General features: G+C 57.9%; 12 protein-coding genes. 4 read left to right on the forward strand and 8 right to left on the reverse strand.

Annotation, left to right across the window (positions count from 1 at the left end; translation table 11 throughout):
- From MC50_RS23670 to nqrC, 6 genes are all read right to left on the reverse strand, one after another.
- Positions 1 to 1,131: an ABC transporter permease gene (locus MC50_RS23670; protein WP_032699586.1), complete on the reverse strand. Its 1,131-nt coding sequence runs from the start codon at positions 1,129 to 1,131 to the stop codon at positions 1 to 3.
- Positions 1,121 to 2,404 carry an ABC transporter permease gene (locus tag MC50_RS23675; protein WP_102990882.1) on the reverse strand — a complete coding sequence of 428 codons (1,284 nt, stop codon included), beginning with the start codon at positions 2,402 to 2,404 and terminating at the stop codon, positions 1,121 to 1,123. The genes MC50_RS23670 and MC50_RS23675 overlap by 11 nt, the downstream gene beginning before the upstream one ends.
- Before the next feature lie 2 nt (positions 2,405 to 2,406).
- A complete protein-coding gene (locus MC50_RS23680; RefSeq protein ID WP_047665651.1) occupies positions 2,407 to 3,786 on the reverse strand; it encodes a Fe-S-containing protein in 1,380 nt (459 codons plus the stop codon).
- 89 nt (positions 3,787 to 3,875) lie between these two features.
- Positions 3,876 to 4,403 (reverse strand): iron transporter, encoded by a 528-nt coding sequence (locus MC50_RS23685; RefSeq protein ID WP_032687199.1) that lies wholly within the window; start codon positions 4,401 to 4,403, stop codon positions 3,876 to 3,878.
- An 18-nt stretch (positions 4,404 to 4,421) separates the two neighbouring features.
- Positions 4,422 to 6,371, reverse strand: coding sequence for an FTR1 family iron permease (locus MC50_RS23690; RefSeq protein ID WP_047665056.1), 1,950 nt, complete (start codon positions 6,369 to 6,371; stop codon positions 4,422 to 4,424).
- A gap of 236 nt (positions 6,372 to 6,607) precedes the next feature.
- The gene (gene nqrC, locus MC50_RS23695; protein WP_047665057.1) at positions 6,608 to 7,369 is read right to left on the reverse strand and encodes an NADH:ubiquinone reductase (Na(+)-transporting) subunit C; all 762 of its coding nucleotides are present in this window, start codon (positions 7,367 to 7,369) and stop codon (positions 6,608 to 6,610) included.
- Between the two features lie 443 nt (positions 7,370 to 7,812).
- On the opposite strand from nqrC, the gene MC50_RS23700 reads away from it, so the two are divergent.
- Positions 7,813 to 8,772: a helix-turn-helix domain-containing protein gene (locus MC50_RS23700; protein WP_032697346.1), complete on the forward strand. Its 960-nt coding sequence runs from the start codon at positions 7,813 to 7,815 to the stop codon at positions 8,770 to 8,772.
- Between the two features lie 27 nt (positions 8,773 to 8,799).
- Here MC50_RS23700 and MC50_RS23705 read toward each other — a convergent pair whose 3' ends face one another.
- The gene (locus MC50_RS23705; protein ID WP_138223600.1) at positions 8,800 to 8,925 is read right to left on the reverse strand and encodes a small membrane protein; all 126 of its coding nucleotides are present in this window, start codon (positions 8,923 to 8,925) and stop codon (positions 8,800 to 8,802) included.
- Positions 8,926 to 9,131: 206 nt separating this feature from the next.
- On the opposite strand from MC50_RS23705, the gene MC50_RS23710 reads away from it, so the two are divergent.
- Together MC50_RS23710 and fdhF are read left to right on the forward strand one after the other, a co-directional pair.
- Positions 9,132 to 10,214: a malate/lactate/ureidoglycolate dehydrogenase gene (locus tag MC50_RS23710; protein ID WP_047665058.1), complete on the forward strand. Its 1,083-nt coding sequence runs from the start codon at positions 9,132 to 9,134 to the stop codon at positions 10,212 to 10,214.
- A gap of 240 nt (positions 10,215 to 10,454) precedes the next feature.
- Positions 10,455 to 12,605 carry a formate dehydrogenase subunit alpha gene (gene fdhF, locus MC50_RS23715; RefSeq protein WP_047665059.1) on the forward strand — a complete coding sequence of 717 codons (2,151 nt, stop codon included), beginning with the start codon at positions 10,455 to 10,457 and terminating at the stop codon, positions 12,603 to 12,605.
- 63 nt (positions 12,606 to 12,668) lie between these two features.
- Here fdhF and MC50_RS23720 read toward each other — a convergent pair whose 3' ends face one another.
- The gene (locus MC50_RS23720) at positions 12,669 to 13,826 is read right to left on the reverse strand and encodes a M20 aminoacylase family protein (RefSeq protein ID WP_032687193.1); all 1,158 of its coding nucleotides are present in this window, start codon (positions 13,824 to 13,826) and stop codon (positions 12,669 to 12,671) included.
- A gap of 289 nt (positions 13,827 to 14,115) precedes the next feature.
- On the opposite strand from MC50_RS23720, the gene MC50_RS23725 reads away from it, so the two are divergent.
- Positions 14,116 to 15,318 (forward strand): MFS transporter, encoded by a 1,203-nt coding sequence (locus tag MC50_RS23725; RefSeq protein WP_032687192.1) that lies wholly within the window; start codon positions 14,116 to 14,118, stop codon positions 15,316 to 15,318.
- Positions 15,319 to 15,323 lie beyond the last annotated feature (5 nt).

The raw sequence follows: 15,323 nt of genomic DNA on the forward strand, positions 1-15,323 counted from the left end.
TTATTCTCCTTTCAACACTTTCGCCGGTTCAACGCTTACCGCGCGGCGTACCGGAACAATGGCCGCCAGCAAGGCGACCAGCAAAGACAGCGCCAGGGTTATCGGCAGCACCGGCAGGCGCAGCGAAATAGTGGCATTAAACACGGTCAGCCCCAGCAGTTGGGCGAGCAGATAGCCGAGCAGCCAGCCGCAGACCACCGCTGCCAGAGTGATAATGCTGGTTTCGAGCAGCATCTGGCGGATAATATCGCCATTGCTGGCGCCCAGCGCTTTTTGCAGCGCAAACTCACGAGCGCGTTCGCCCACAATCGCCATCAGGGTGGTGTTCACGCACAAGGACGACAGCGCCAGAATCACCAGAGAGACCAGCCCCATCAGCCCTTTGATTTTATCCAGTACCTGGCCTTCGGATGCCGAGACCTTACGGACCGGGCGGATCTCCAGAGCGGGATAGCGCTGCTGCAGCTGCCCGGCATAGCTTTCCACCTGGCCGAGATCGTTACTGACGCTCAGCAGACCGTGGCTGATAATCGCGGGCTTTTGCAGCCACGCCTGCGCCACGTTCAGGCTGACAATCAGCATGTTATCGGTCGCGTCACCGGCTTCGACGATCCCCTTGATCAGCAGTTTTTTGCGCCGCTGATGGTCCACCAGCGTGACGCTATCGCCAACGTTTAGCGCCAGCCGCTGAGCCAGCTTAACGCCCACCATCGCATTGCGATCGTCAAAACTGACGCCGATCCAGTTGCCGCTGACCTGCCAGTACGGCACCAGCTTTTGCAGCGACTCAAACCACACGCCGACGATCGCCACTTTTTCCAGCTCGGTACGCGCCGTGCCGTATAGCCAGGGGCTGGCGCCATGAATCAGTCCCTTCGGCGCATCGTCAATAATCGCCTGCAGTGTCGGCTGCGGCATACGGGTACCGTGCCCAGGCCCGATATAAAAATTTGCGCCGAAGGTCCGCAGCTCCTCGCTCATTTTGCTGTTGATATCAAACCACACGGCGGAAAGCGCCGTCACGATGGTCGCACCAACCGCCAGCGCGGTGAACACGACGCCGACCCGCTGCAGACGCAGACGCAGCGCCCGCCAGACCAATAGCCACAGCATGTCGCGCTTAGCGGCCATACAGCACCTCCACGGGATAAAGTCGGGCGATTCGACGCGCCGGGAACCAGGTGCCGATAAGCGCAATCAGCACTGCGATCACCAGCACACAGGGCACCACCACCCAGGCAAAGTCGAGCGGCGTGGCAAAGAGCATCAGGCCAATCATCTTCGCCAGCCCCCAGCCAGCAACACAGCCCAGCCCCCCACCTGCCAGCCCGCCCAGCGCTGCTTCAAGATAAAACAGCAGCAAAATTTGCCACTGTCGGGCGCCAAGCGCTTTCATCAGGCCGATCTCCCGGGCTCGCTCCATAATGGTACTGGTCATCAGCGAGGCAATCCCCATTGCCGCAGCGGCCAATGCCGCCAGGGTGACGACCGCCATCAGCAGCTGAATTTTATCGATAACTACGCCCTCCGAGGCCGCAACCTGCCAGACCGGGCGCACTTCTGCACCGGAAATGGCCTCCTCCAGCTGGTGAGCAATAGAAGAGACGTACGCCGTGCAATACCACAGGTCATACTCTTCGGCGTTCAGAGCCTCGAGATTCTCACGCGCCCGGCGCGACAGCTCATTTTCTGGTACCGTCAGGGCCGATACGCGAATTGCCTGTATTTTTCCCGTCAGGCCCAGCAGCCGCTGTACGATGCTAAGCGGCATCACCAGCTGGTTGTCTTCATCACCACCGCTGGAGAGAACGCCGCTGACCACCACATCCACGGTCTCGTTCGCCACCTGTAGCCTGAGATGGTCACCGGGTTGCCAGCCGTAATTACGCGCCAGCGCATGCCCGACTAATGTTTGCGGCGTCTTGCCTACAGGTTCCTGCGGCCAGGTGCCGGTCACCTGCCAGAACGGGCTGACCGTGCGCTGCCCGGTCTCATAACCCTCTTCATCCGGTATCGCGACCGGCTGGCTGAAGAAGGTGCCGAGCAGACGGATTTCGTGCCCGTCAACGGTCGCCTCGCCGCTGAGCATTGGCGCAAAACCGACGATATTATTTCGCCAGAAGATATCTTTAATATTCGCCAGCTCGGACTCATCAAGGAAATCATCGCTGGCCAGCGGGTTGCTTTGCTCGCTGAACAACGCAGGTAGCGCTGCCTGCCCGGCCGGTTCAATTAAGATATTGGCACCGTAGGATTTCAGCTCGCGGGACATTTTGTCACCGATGTCGATAGAAATAGCCAGCAGCGCCGAGATCAGACTCGTGGCCAGGAAAACGGTTAACACCGCCAGCGCTTTGCGGTGCAGATTACGCCCCCATGACTGATAGATCATTCGCCACAGCATGGTTACTCCTCCTGCGCCGTGCCGGGAACAAACGTCTCTGGCGCGTTGCGGAAACGGTTGTAGTTTGCTTCAGAGGCAAAAAACCAGGTTCTGCCTGCATAGCTGTATTTATACTCAGCCGCCGTGTTGGTCAGGGCCGTCCCGTCCACCGGGTCGGTCACCTTGATAGTCAGCACGGTAGAGAAATAGTTGCCTCCGACGGCCAGGGCCGCACCGGGTATCGTCAACTCACGTTCGTCGTTATGCCAGCCATCGATCGGCACCGGATTACAGCCGCCGGGTTTACCAATCGAAGGAATAAATATGTGTACCCCGCAGGCGACACAAATCACCTGGTTACCTTCCATGACATATCCCTGATCGCCGCACAGCAGACAGGCGTCAAATACCACGCCAAAGCGTAATTTGTCGGGATAGCGGTTGATGACAAAGAAGCGCACCGCCTTACCGTCGTCTGCCACCCAGACGAAACGGTGCAGTTTGCCGTCACGAACCTGTGTAAGCGGAATATGGACCAGACCATCAGCGGCAAGGCTGACCGGCTGAGCTTCCGATAGCCTCGGCGGCCGGGAGGCCACCAGATCCCACCACAGCTGGCCACCGGCAATCACCAGCGCACAGCAGATCGTCGTTAACCAGAGGCGGACAGCGCTGCGGCGCTCGGCCAACGCCAGTCGGCGGGTAACCGGCTCCGCCGCCGCCTTCACCGCCCGGGCATAGCGACGAATAGTCGGGGTCCAGCACAGACACAGCAGCAGGAGCACGGCGGCTGCAAGCCAGCTGTACCCGGCGGCATTGTTGGTCACTTTGGCCACAAAACTCAGCAGCGGCTTCAGTAAGGGGATGATTTGCAGCTTCATCAACAGCAGCAGCAGATTGCCGAACATCGGTAGCCAAAGCAGGATCATCAGCAGAATCGCCAGCGGCCAGTACGGCCAGCTCATCCGGCGCAGCAGCAGAGCGCACAGCACCGCGGCCAGACACAGCAGCGCAACGGCCAGCGCCAGCGCGGTCAGGTTCAGCAGCAGGTCGGTGTTCAGCACGTGGGTGGAGGTTAATCCGCCAAGATTGGGGTCCAGAGCCCAGTGACGGGCGGCGCCAAATACGAGGATCCATTGCCACACGTAGCGCAGACGCGGCGAGGCCCACCAGAAGCTCAGTAAAAACAGCACGGAAAGGAGGATTTCTCCGCTCACCAGCATCAGCTGTAGCGTCTGGCTCCCGCGAATAAACAGTCCGGCCAGTAGCCCACTGGCCAGCGCCGTGAGCAGCGTCCACGTGAGGGGGCGCAGTGAAGGAGACACGCCGCGGCCCCAGAGAACCGAGGACAGCAGCGTAATACAGAAAAAAACCTGCAGCGTGGTGACGAAAAAATAACTCATAACTTCGACCCGGTTCGGCGGATAAGGTGCAATCCGCATGCGGTAATACACCGCAGGACGGCATGCTGGCCATCCTGCGCGACGAACGTTTAGTTCAGGCCGACGTATTTGAATTCATAGCTGACATCGAACGGTTTCCACCAGCGGCCCACCCCGGTTTCGCTGTCGGTATGACGGTGCATCCCGGCTTTTGATGGCGGTTCAATGTGGTAGGTCACTTTATAATTGCCGACGCCCATCATTTTAATATTGGCGCCATAGTGCGGACCGTCGCTTGCGACCATCGGCATAAAAGTCCCCTCCTGCTTTTCACCGGTATCGCTATTGACCAGGGTATAGGCAATGGTCAAATAGGGAATCCATTCACCGGCGCCAAAACCATTCTTTCCCCCTTCAACCGCATGAATATCGGCCTCCAGATGGATATCTGATTTCGCTGCCGGCAGACCCATTCCGCGCGGTTCCATATCAATCGGCTGAAGATAGACGGCGGCGATCTCCATCTCATTCATGGTGACCGGTTCACCTGCCGGATATTCTTTAAAGGCCAGCGCCGCGGGCGCGGTAAAAATAGCGGCCACGGTGGCGCCGATAATCAGGCTCTTTTTGATGGTCATTTGACAAATCCTCGCGTCTTATAATGTTGAAATATTATTTTTTATCTGTGCTGTGGGTAGGTGATTGCGGCGGAGCGTAATCCACAGGGCAACCAGGGCAGCAATCAGTAAAATCACCTGTGGCGTCAGGGTTTCCAGATAGGGATAAATGCCCAGCCAGCTGATTTCAGGCACGCCGCCAACCAGCGTAGGCTGAAACAGTTTGCCTTCTATCAGTTCAAGGACCCCTTTACCGGCAAAAACAAATGCCATCAGGTACATAAAGCCGCCGGTGAAGATAAAGAAAGGTTTGAGCGGCAGGCGCACCACCGAGTAGCGCATGATGAGCCATGCGGCCAGCAGCAGCACGCAGCCAATAACAAACCCTGCGCCGATGGCCAGATGCCCGGAAACACTCTGCGCGTCGCCAACCAGGGCGTAGTAAAACAGGACCGTTTCGGCGCCTTCCCGATAGACGGCAAGAAAGCTGGTCAGCCATAGCCCGACCAGCGAGCCGCGAGAGAGCGAATGCGTCAGCTTACCCTCCAGCCAGGCTTTCCAGCGGCGGGATTCAACCTTCGACAGCAGCCAGTAGCTCATAAAGAACAGCATCACCACGGCGATCAGCATGGTAATCCCTTCCAGCAGCTCCCGACTGGCGCCGGAGCGGGTAAACACCAGTTGGAAAACGACCGCCGTCGCCACGCTGGCAATCAGCGCGACGACCACCGACTGACGAATCAGCGGCAGCTTGTCGTGATGGTCATTTTTCACCAGCCAGGCCACGATGGCCGCCACAATCAGCAGCGCCTCCAGCCCTTCACGTACAATAATCATCAGGCTGTATAGCAGCAGGCTCCACTGCGTCTCTTCACCCTCGCCCAGCATCGCCACCGCCTGATGTAGATCCGCTCGTAGCGCAGCGGCTTCAGCCACCAGTTTGTCCTGCGGCTGTCCGGCCTTCATCAGGCTGACCAGACGGGTGAAGTGGGCCTCAAGGCGGGTTTTAAACGCGGCATCGCGGGAGCCGATTTTGTTCTCCATCCCGGTGGCTTCAAAACGATCGAAGTAGGTGTCCTGAATATCCAGAAGGGCATCAGACGCCTCGCCGCGCTGGTAGCGCGCCAGCGCCGCATCGATACTCTGGTTAATCCCCGTGGCAACGTTGGCCCAGTCAGCGCCCGGCGCGCCTACGGCGAGCGGGGCGCTCTCTTCGTCTGCCGTCGGGGCATTCACCGGCTGGTCATCGCGGGTCGTCGGCAGCCCCGGCAATATGTCTTCGAGCTCCTGCAACAGCGTCGTCACCTGATAAGCCACATCGTTCAGACGATCCGGCTGGGACGTCAGCGCAATCAGGGCGGTAAACTGCTGATTAATGGCCGCCGCGTTTTTTGCCGAGCGGTTTTGCCGCACCGACATTTCCATCTCTGAGTTTTTAAATCCCTGATAGTGCGCCTGCTGCACCTGCTGACTGGCGAGGGGGTAATTTCCCGCCTGATAGGCGCTCACCGCCTGCGCCAGCAGATCGTCGATGGTGCGGAAGCTGTTCTGCCAGTGCAAGGCGATATCGCCCCGGGTCAACGCGGTATGCTGCTCTTCCGCCACCAGCCGATGGCCGCCATCCAGCACAGGCTCAACGTCACGCAGCGCTTTCTTGAGCCCGTCCACCCGGGCCTGAACCTCTTGCAGCGGCTTACCGTCTGCAATCATGCGACGGATGTCACCGAAAGTGCTCTCCATTTCGTAGCTTTTACGCGCCGAAAAATTGATGCGGATAGGACCTTCGAGGTTTTCAAACACTTCGAAATAGGCGGCCTGCACTTCCCGACGCGCCTCGTTGTTTTTTTGCTGCTGGTAGAGCTCGGTTGTGTTATCCAGCCGGTGCTCAATATCCTCGATCAGCGGCGCGTAGCGGGTTTGCGCCATCGCGCACGCGCAAAACAGGACGCTGAGCAACGTGAGCAGCAGAAAAGAGCGAGGAGCTGACATGACGGGTTCCATTAACGGTAATGATAATAGTTATCATTGTCATTTTTCCTTGCCGTGCACATGACCCAGATCATGAAAATGTCAAATGGTGACAATTTGTGTAAAAAACCGCAAAGAACAACACGTTTTGTGTCGGCTGCGGGCGCGTCCGTTTTTGACGCCCCCCCCCCCCCGCCCGCAAGATAAAAAAACGACGCCGGAAGTGGCGTCGTGGCGGGGATGCAAACGACTGAAGGCTATTGGGTTAATATCGCGGGATCATCCTGCAGATGGCGGAGAAAATTGCCGTACCCTTGCTCCCCCATCCAGAAATTGATGCTTTTCTCCACGCCGGTTGAGGTCAGGGTCGCACCGCTGATGCCGTCAACGGTATAGGCGTCATGCTGGCCGACACTGTCCTGAACGACCTGCAACGCGGGCCGCCCCTGGTCATCGCGGATTTTTTTCCCTGCCCACTGTCTGCGCCACTGCGGGTCTTCCACCCTCGCCCCCAGCAGCGGCGTCTCATTCTGCTGGTAATAGATCAGGTCATTTACCGTGCGGCCATCCGTGCTGAGAGCAACCAGCGCATACATCATTGATTTGGCGCCCTTACCGTAGACCGGCAGAATAATTTGCTGAATATGCTGGTCGGTATCACGGACCAGGTAAATATCCACCAGCGCACAGCGACGCCGGATCTGCGCCGGGTCGCGGGTCGGTGGCAGGTCTGCACAGCACTGTTGTTCTGCGTCAGTGTGCCCGGCAGGGACCAGCTCGCCGCGATCGAGATTCAGCTGGCGAGTCACGATGCGTGTCTGGAACAGCGCTCTCAATTTTTGCTCGTCGCGATGCCCGCTGTTTGCGAATCCGGCGACGTCCAGGACCGCAGCTTCCGTCTCTTCATTGACGGGCTCCGCAGCGTCATCCTTGAGCAATAAAAAATAAACAGCAACAATTGCAAAACATAAAACACAAACAACCATCAAAGATAAAACAATTATTTTACTCTTGCGCATCCGCGTATTTTCCCCGTTGCGAAATGAATGCCTCTTTTTAGATTGCGATGATTTTCATCCTGCTGTCCACTCTCTTTTTTTGCTGTCGCGCGAGCGCCCGGCAGACAGAAAATAACCAAACCGAGATTGATTTATTTTGTTAAAATATCAACATAACAACTCAAAACACCCACTTTAAATAAAAAATAATAATTAAAATTAATTGATTTTATATTTTCAGTGCCGTGAAAAAGTCAAATAAAAATAGATTTCCGCTGATTGATGCGGCCAGGCTGTCACCGCGATGCGCTACGTATTGATAGTTTCCCACGCAATACTGAACAATTCCCCCCCAGGCCAATGTAAAAAACCGTCCGCCCGCTGGCTTTAATGAAGATTAATCTTATAATCAGAAGGATAAAAAAGAACTACCTGCCAACGTCAACCCGGGATAAGAGACAAGCATGTCCAGACCTTCGACGCTATACGTTCCACATGTTTTAAGCGCGGCGGATATTGCGCCGGAAGAGCGCTATCAGCGAATATCGCAGAACCTCAGCTGCTATGGCATTGAGGTCGTAAATAACCGCCGTCCGGCAGAAATTGTGGCCCACCATAAAACCATATCTGCTATTTCCGGCGATTATTGTAGTGCCATGGGTTCTAAAAACGAGACAATCTTCGACCCGCATCAGGTGGCTGAGTCTTCAACCTATATTTCTCTGCTGGTACAGGGGCATCAGCTGATCGGCGGCAGGAAAAAATCCGCTGTCGCCCAGGTTAATCCGGGACAACTCATCGTTCATCAGCGCAATGATTATTACAATTATCAATGTGATGATGTCAAACAGCTGTATATCATTCCGCATAGTGCGAAAATCAAAACGCTATTTAGCGGTCAACTGACCAGCCCAATCATCTCCCTGGATAATCACCCTTTAGCGCTATTTTTAAAATCGCATATGCTGCTACTGGACGCGCAATCGGCAAGTTTATCTACCCAGGAAACCGCGGTAATCGTCGATGGCTTACATCATATCGCGTTACAGGTTCTGGCCGATGTGGCGCAGGAGAAAGGGCTGCGCTCGTCAGGAAAACTCGCGCATCTGGTGAACAGCGCGAAATCGTTTATTGCGCTTAATTATCATCAACATAATCTCTCTCCCGACCTGCTTTGCCGAATGCTGCGCTGCTCAAGATCCAGCCTCGACCGGGCTTTTCAGCAACAGGGGAGTTCGGTGATGGCGGAGATTAAAGAGATACGCCTGGAGGCGGCCCGGCAACTGCTGGAATCCGATCCCCGGCTGCGGGTTGAGCTGATATCCTGGCGCTGCGGTTTTGTCAGCCACCCGTCATTCAGCAAGAGTTTTCGTGAAAAATACCACGCCACGCCGAAAGCCTGGCGCGACAACCATTATAAATAAAGCGTATGCCCGGGCCCTCGGCGGGTATTAGCGATGACGGAAAGATTTAAAGCGCATCGCTTTGCGTTCTTTTATATAGCTCAATAAACAATAGATCGATAATCCCAGCAGCGAAATCGCGACGATAATTAAAAGCAGCGTACTGACGTTCATTTTAGTCTTCTCTTTATCATTTATTAGTTGGTTTTATCATAATGATTCTCAGGGCCGCGAACAGCACGCCGGGCCTCAAGCCTGTTCTCTGCCCCTCAATTCTCTCCGGTGCGCAAAGTATTGATCTTCTTCGCCCAGGAGCGCAGCATGGAAGGGCAAACTTAACAAAACAACAACACAATCAAATAAGTCACAGGAGCGTATCAGTGCAAACCGGATATCGTTTTCAGGCGACGGATCTGCATCAGTTCGTCAACACTCTCTTCATTCAGCTTGGCAGTTCTCCCACCGAAGCCTCCCTTGTCGCCGACCATCTGGTGGCCGCTAATCTCGCCGGCCACGACTCACACGGGGTGGGGATGATCCCGAGCTACCTGCGTTCCCATGCTCAGGGTCATCTGCAGCTTAACCGCCATGCCAGCGTGATGAAGGACGCCGGCGCGGTAGTGACACTCGACGGCAACGCAGGCTTTGGTCAGGTAGTTGCCCATGAAGCGATGCAGAAAGGAATTGAGAAAGCCCGGCAACACGGTATGGCGGCTATCGCCCTGCGCAACGCGCATCACATCGGACGCATCGGCTACTGGGCCGAGCAGTGCGCGGCGGCAGGTTTTATTTCGATTCACTTCGTCAGCGTCGTAGGCGACCCGATGGTTGCCCCGTTTCGCGGCAAAGACAGCCGCTTTGGCACCAATCCGCTGTGCGTTATCTTCCCGCGAGAAGGCCAGCCTCCGCTACTGCTCGACTACGCCACCAGCGCGATTGCCTTTGGCAAAACGCGCGTCGCCTGGCATAAAGGCGAAGCCGTTCCGCCCGGTTCGTTGATTGACGCCCGAGGCGAACCGACCACCGACCCGGCGGTCATGCAGACCTCGCCGCTGGGCGCCCTGCTGACCTTTGCCCAGCATAAAGGCTACGCCCTCGCCACGCTGTGCGAAATCCTCGGCGGCGCCGTCTCCGGCGGCCAGACCACTCACCAGCAGAGCCTGCAGACCTGCGTCGACGCCATCTTCAACTGCATGACCACCATTATTCTCGACCCGCAAGCCTTCGACGCGCCGGACATGCAGCGCGAGACGGAAGCCTTCATCGACTGGTGTAAACAGTCGCCTCACGAGGCGCACGCGCCGATTCTGGTGCCGGGCGAATGGGAAGAGGCCAATCGTCAGGCGCGCCTGGCACAGGGCATTCCACTGGATGCCGGCAGCTGGCAGGCCATCTGCCAAGCGGCGCTGGAAGCCGGATTCCCGCCGCAGAAACTGGCGCAGTTTCAGCCCAAAATGGGCTAGCCCCTGACAGAACGCCCTCCCCGGGCGTTCTGTTACGTCATCGTCATTAGTGACGACATCACGACGACACCTCCGCACTACGAATTAATCTCCTTATATATCAATAAATTAATTTTGGCACAACTTCTGCATACCGCTCCTGCCTTCCGCTTGCATCGCGGCGAAAGGATTCCATGACGATGGCGGGCCTGACCCGGCCTGACCATTGATCTTCATTCACTGTTAACAGGTCTGTTACTGATGAAAAAAATCACAAGCGTTTGCCCTTATTGCGGGGCGGGTTGCAAACTCAAGCTGGTTGTCGATAACAATAAAATTATCCGTGCGGAAGCCGCCGATGGGGTAACCAATCAGAATCAGCTGTGCCTCAAAGGGTATTACGGATGGGATTTTCTTAATGATACTCAGCTGCTCACCCCGCGCCTGAAGCAGCCGATGATTCGCTACCAGAAAGGGGGGAAACTCACCCCGGTCAGCTGGGACGAGGCGATTCGCTACACGGCAAAAAAACTCCGGGAGATTAAAGAACAGTACGGCCCGCGCGCGATTATGACCACCGGTTCGTCTCGCGGCACCGGGAATGAAACCAACTATGTGATGCAGAAATTCGCCCGGGCGGTATTAAACACCAACAACGTCGACTGCTGCGCCCGCGTGTGTCACGGTCCGTCGGTGGCGGGTCTGCAGGAGGCGCTGGGTAACGGCGCGATGAGCAACTCCATCAGCGATATTGAACACTCAAAATGTCTGCTGGTCTTTGGCTACAACTGCGCCGATTCCCACCCTATCGTCGCCCGCCGGGTGATTAAAGCGCGCGAAAACGGGGCGAAAATCATCGTCTGCGATCCGCGACGAATTGAAACCGCCCGCATTGCCGATCGCCACCTGCAGCTCAATAACGGCAGCAATATGGCGCTGGTCAACGCCTTCGGCCACGTTCTGCTGGAAGAAGATCTCTATAACCATGATTACGTCAAACGCTTTACTGAAGGGCTGGACACCTACCGTGAGGCGGTGAAAGCCTACTCGCCTGAAGCGGTGGAAGCGATCACCGGCGTCCCGGCGCAAGAGATACGTCAGGCGGTGAGAATGTTTGCCGCCGCGCCGTCGGCCACGATCATGTGGGGCATGGGCGTCACGCAGTTCGGCCAGGCGGTCGATGTGGTGAAAGGCCTGGCCAGCCTGGCTCTGCTGACCGGTAACCTCGGCCGGGAACATGTCGGCGTCGGCCCGGTGCGCGGGCAGAACAACGTCCAGGGGGCCTGCGACATGGGCGTGCTGCCGAATCTGTTCCCCGGCTATCAGGAGGTGACCGATCCCAGCGTCCGCGCCAAATTTGCCGAGGCCTGGGGAATCGACCCGGCCATAATGGATGACAAAGTCGGCACCCGTATTACCGAAGTTCCGCATAAAGCGCTGAGCGGGGAGATCAAAGCCTACTACATCATGGGGGAAGACCCGCTGCAGACCGAAGCCGATCTGGGGCTGGTGCGTAAGGGCATCGAAGCGCTGGATTTTGTGGTGGTGCAGGATATCTTCATGACCAAAACCGCCGAAATAGCCGACGTGCTGCTGCCGGCAACCTCCTGGGGCGAACACGGCGGCGTCTTCACCTGCGCCGATCGCGGTTTTCAGCGCTTCGAAAAAGCCATCCCGGCCCCGGGCAACGTAAAACGCGACTGGGAGATCATTAGCCTGCTGGCCCGCGAAATGGGCTATCCGATGCACTACGACGACAACCAGCAAATCTGGGACGAAATGCGCGACCTGTGCCCGCTGTTCTACGGCGTCACCTATGAAAAAATGGGCGATATGAACCACGTGCAGTGGCCGTGTCCGACGCTCGAACACCCCGGCACGCCATGGCTGTATAAAGGAAACCGCTTTGATACCCCGTCGGGGAAAGGTCAACTGTTTGCCGCACCGTGGCGTGCGCCGGCGGAGACCCCGGATGCCGACTATCCGCTGGTGCTCTGTACCGTGCGCGAAGTCGGCCACTATTCATGCCGCTCGATGACCGGCAACTGCGCGGCGTTGCAATCCCTTGCCGATGAGCCCGGTCGCGTGCAGATAAGCCGCGCCGATGCCGACCGGCTGGGGATCGCCGATCGGCAGCTGGTGTGGGTAAGCTCGCGTCGCGGCAAAGTGATTACCCGCGCGGATATCAGCGACCGTATCAACCACGGCGCCGTCTATATGACCTACCAGTGGTGGGTCGGTGCCTGCAATGAGCTTACTCAGGACAACCTCGACCCGGTCTCGAAAACGCCGGAAACCAAATATTGCGCGGTGAAGATAGAAGCCATCAAGGACCAGCTCTGGGCAGAGCAGTTTGCCTGGCGGGCCTACAGTGACATGAAAGCGCGCCTGAAGGCGGCAGTGGACGCCTGAATACCAGGGGAGAGGCATCGCCTCTCCCCTTCACGTTGATAGCAGCAGCTTCCGCCGTCGGCGTCAGCCCACCGGCAGCAGTTTTTCCACCAGCGCCGTCCACAGCGTGACGCCGTGTTCAATCAAATCGTCGTTAAAATCATAGCCGGCATTATGCAGCGGTTTCGACGGCGTTTCGCCATCGGTACCGATCCAGAAATAGGCGCCAGGGCAGGCCTCCAGCATGCAGGCAAAATCCTCCGACGCCATCGACGGCGCGATCTGCCCGCTCACCGCCGCCTCGCCCAGTACCGCCACTGCCGCCTCGCGCACCTTTATCGCCTCCGCGCGATGGTTTTTGGTCACCGGATAGCCGGGATACCAGGCAATGCTCCCCTGCACGTCGGAGACCTGCGGCTGCGTACTGACATAGTGCGCAATCAGCGCTTTTACCCGTTCACGCACCCGGTTGCTCAGGCAGCGGAAGGTCCCGCGCAGCACCACCTTGTCCGGTAAAACGTTAATCGCTTCGCCGCCGTTAATCTGAGTAATGCTGACAACCGCCGACTCCTGCGGCGACAGGCGGCGCGAGGGGATCGTCTGCAGGGCCATAATCAGCTGCGCGGCGGCGACAATCGGGTCGGCGCCGCTTTCCGGCATCGCCGCGTGGCAGCTTTTGCCGGTCAGGGTGATTTCAAACGCGTCCAGCGAGGCCATCATCGGCCCCTCGTTAACCGCCACGTGCCCCAGCGGCAGCCCAGGCCAGTTGTGCAGCGCGTAGATACCGTCCATCGGGAAACGTTCAAATAGCCCCTCTTCCACCATCTTGCGCGCGCCGCCGAGGTTCTCCTCGGCCGGTTGAAAAACAAAATGCACCGTCCCGCGAAAGCGGCGGGTCTGGGTCAGATGCGCGGCGGCGGCCAGCAGCATCGCGGTGTGGCCATCGTGGCCGCAGGCGTGCATTACGCCCGGATTACGGGACTTGTAGCTGACGTCACCCCGTTCGGTAATGGGCAGCGCGTCCATATCGGCGCGCAGGCCGATAACCGGCCCGGGGCCGTTCTCCAGGGTCGCCACCACGCCGGTCCCTGCCAGCCCGCAATGCACCTGCAGACCAAAGGATGTCAATAATTCAGCGACGCGACGCGAGGTTTTCTGTTCCTGGTAGCCCAGCTCCGGGCAGGCATGAAAATCACGACGCCAGCGGATGGCCTCGGCGATCGATGAAGGCGATACTGCCATGTGTTACTCCTTTCCTGCACAGCATCAACGCTGAACGAGTATGAAATCGGGATACATTTTATGCATGCGCCCGTCGCTGGCGGAATGCCCTCTTCGTTATATCCTTTCGCCAGCGCGCTGACAACACTCCCCGGGGGCCCGAACGGCGCGTTTTGCCGGGCGCCCGAGCCCGCGTATCAATATTAGTAGTCATTTCAACGGTGACAGCGCGCATGCGTTTAATTAATATTCAGGGTCGTCGGCACTTTGCCGGATTATCCACCTGTTGACTTCCGTTATCGGGAATAAAATGTTTAACCCAGACCAGAATCGCCTTGCCCCCACGCTGGCGATGATTATGGCCGCGTCATTAGTGGGATTTATCACCGGTTATACGGTGCCTTTAATCAGCCTTGAACTTGCGCAGCAGCAGACAGACACCGTCTACGTCGGCCTGCTGGCCGCGCTGCCGCCGGCGGGGATGATGCTCTCGTCGTTCCTCTCGCCCGCGCTGTGCCGTCGTTTTGAGATAGGCACCTTGCTCACGGCCAACCTGATCCTGCTGGCGCTCGCCACCATCGCCTCCTGTCTGACCGTCGATCTGCAGCAGCTGCTGCTGCCGCGCTTTCTGACCGGGATCGCCTCCGGGGTGATCATTGTGCTTGGCGAAAGCTGGATAACCGGCGGCGCGGCGGGTAAAAACCGCGCCACCCTGACCGGTATTTACGCCTCGGCATTCACCGGCTGCCAGTTGGCCGGGCCGCTGCTGATCTCTGCCGGCGCCGATTATCAAATCTGGGTGCTGCTGGCCGTCGTCGGCCTCACCGCGGCGTGTCTGCTGATGCTACGCCATCTGCCGGGCGGAAGCCGCGAAAGCCTCGCTGAACGCGCCAGCTGGCGCAGCCTGGGCGCGTTTTTACCGGTCCTGGCGTCCGGCGTCTTCTGCTTCGCCTTCTTTGACGCCAGCATTCTGGCGCTGCTGCCGCTCTACGGGATGGATAAAGGGCTGAACGAGGCGATGGCGGTTCTGCTGGTGACCATTGTGTTAACCGGCGATGCCTTCTTCCAGGCGCCGCTGGGCTGGGTTGCCGATAAATTTGGCATCCGCCGCGTACACCTGAGCTGCGCGGTGGTGTTTTGCCTCGCCCTGGCGGCGCTCCCTTTCCTGCTGGCGTCGCCTGTACAGCTCATCGTCGGGTGTCTGATCCTCGGCGCGGCGGCGGGGGCGCTGTATACGCTCTCGCTGGTGCGCGCCGGTAAAACCTTCAGCGGGCAGAAGCTTATTATGATCAACGCGCTGCTGGGCTTTTTCTGGTCGGCGGGCAGCGTTGCCGGCCCGGTTGTCAGTAGCCTGCTGATCAGCGTATCCGGCTATGATGGCCTGCTGGTCACCCTACTGGCCTGCGGAGTGCTGTTCCTGCTGATTCAGTGCCTGGGGAAAACGGAGAAAGCGCTGCTGGCGAATGCACGCCAGGACCGCGATGACGACGATGCTCAGACTGAAACCGCCTGAGATGC

It is taken from the genome of Klebsiella planticola (genome assembly GCF_000783935.2).
GTDB lineage: Bacteria > Pseudomonadota > Gammaproteobacteria > Enterobacterales > Enterobacteriaceae > Klebsiella > Klebsiella planticola.

Coding starts and splice junctions, on each gene's coding strand:
- MC50_RS23670 (WP_032699586.1), bottom strand. CDS start 1,131: ATGGCCGCTAAGCGCGACATGCTGTGGCTATTGGTCTGGCGGGCGCTG.
- MC50_RS23675 (WP_102990882.1), bottom strand. CDS start 2,404: ATGCTGTGGCGAATGATCTATCAGTCATGGGGGCGTAATCTGCACCGC.
- MC50_RS23680 (WP_047665651.1), bottom strand. CDS start 3,786: ATGAGTTATTTTTTCGTCACCACGCTGCAGGTTTTTTTCTGTATTACG.
- MC50_RS23685 (WP_032687199.1), bottom strand. CDS start 4,403: ATGACCATCAAAAAGAGCCTGATTATCGGCGCCACCGTGGCCGCTATT.
- MC50_RS23690 (WP_047665056.1), bottom strand. CDS start 6,371: ATGTCAGCTCCTCGCTCTTTTCTGCTGCTCACGTTGCTCAGCGTCCTG.
- nqrC (WP_047665057.1), bottom strand. CDS start 7,369: ATGCGCAAGAGTAAAATAATTGTTTTATCTTTGATGGTTGTTTGTGTT.
- MC50_RS23700 (WP_032697346.1), top strand. CDS start 7,813: ATGTCCAGACCTTCGACGCTATACGTTCCACATGTTTTAAGCGCGGCG.
- MC50_RS23705 (WP_138223600.1), bottom strand. CDS start 8,925: ATGAACGTCAGTACGCTGCTTTTAATTATCGTCGCGATTTCGCTGCTG.
- fdhF (WP_047665059.1), top strand. CDS start 10,455: ATGAAAAAAATCACAAGCGTTTGCCCTTATTGCGGGGCGGGTTGCAAA.
- MC50_RS23720 (WP_032687193.1), bottom strand. CDS start 13,826: ATGGCAGTATCGCCTTCATCGATCGCCGAGGCCATCCGCTGGCGTCGT.
- MC50_RS23725 (WP_032687192.1), top strand. CDS start 14,116: ATGTTTAACCCAGACCAGAATCGCCTTGCCCCCACGCTGGCGATGATT.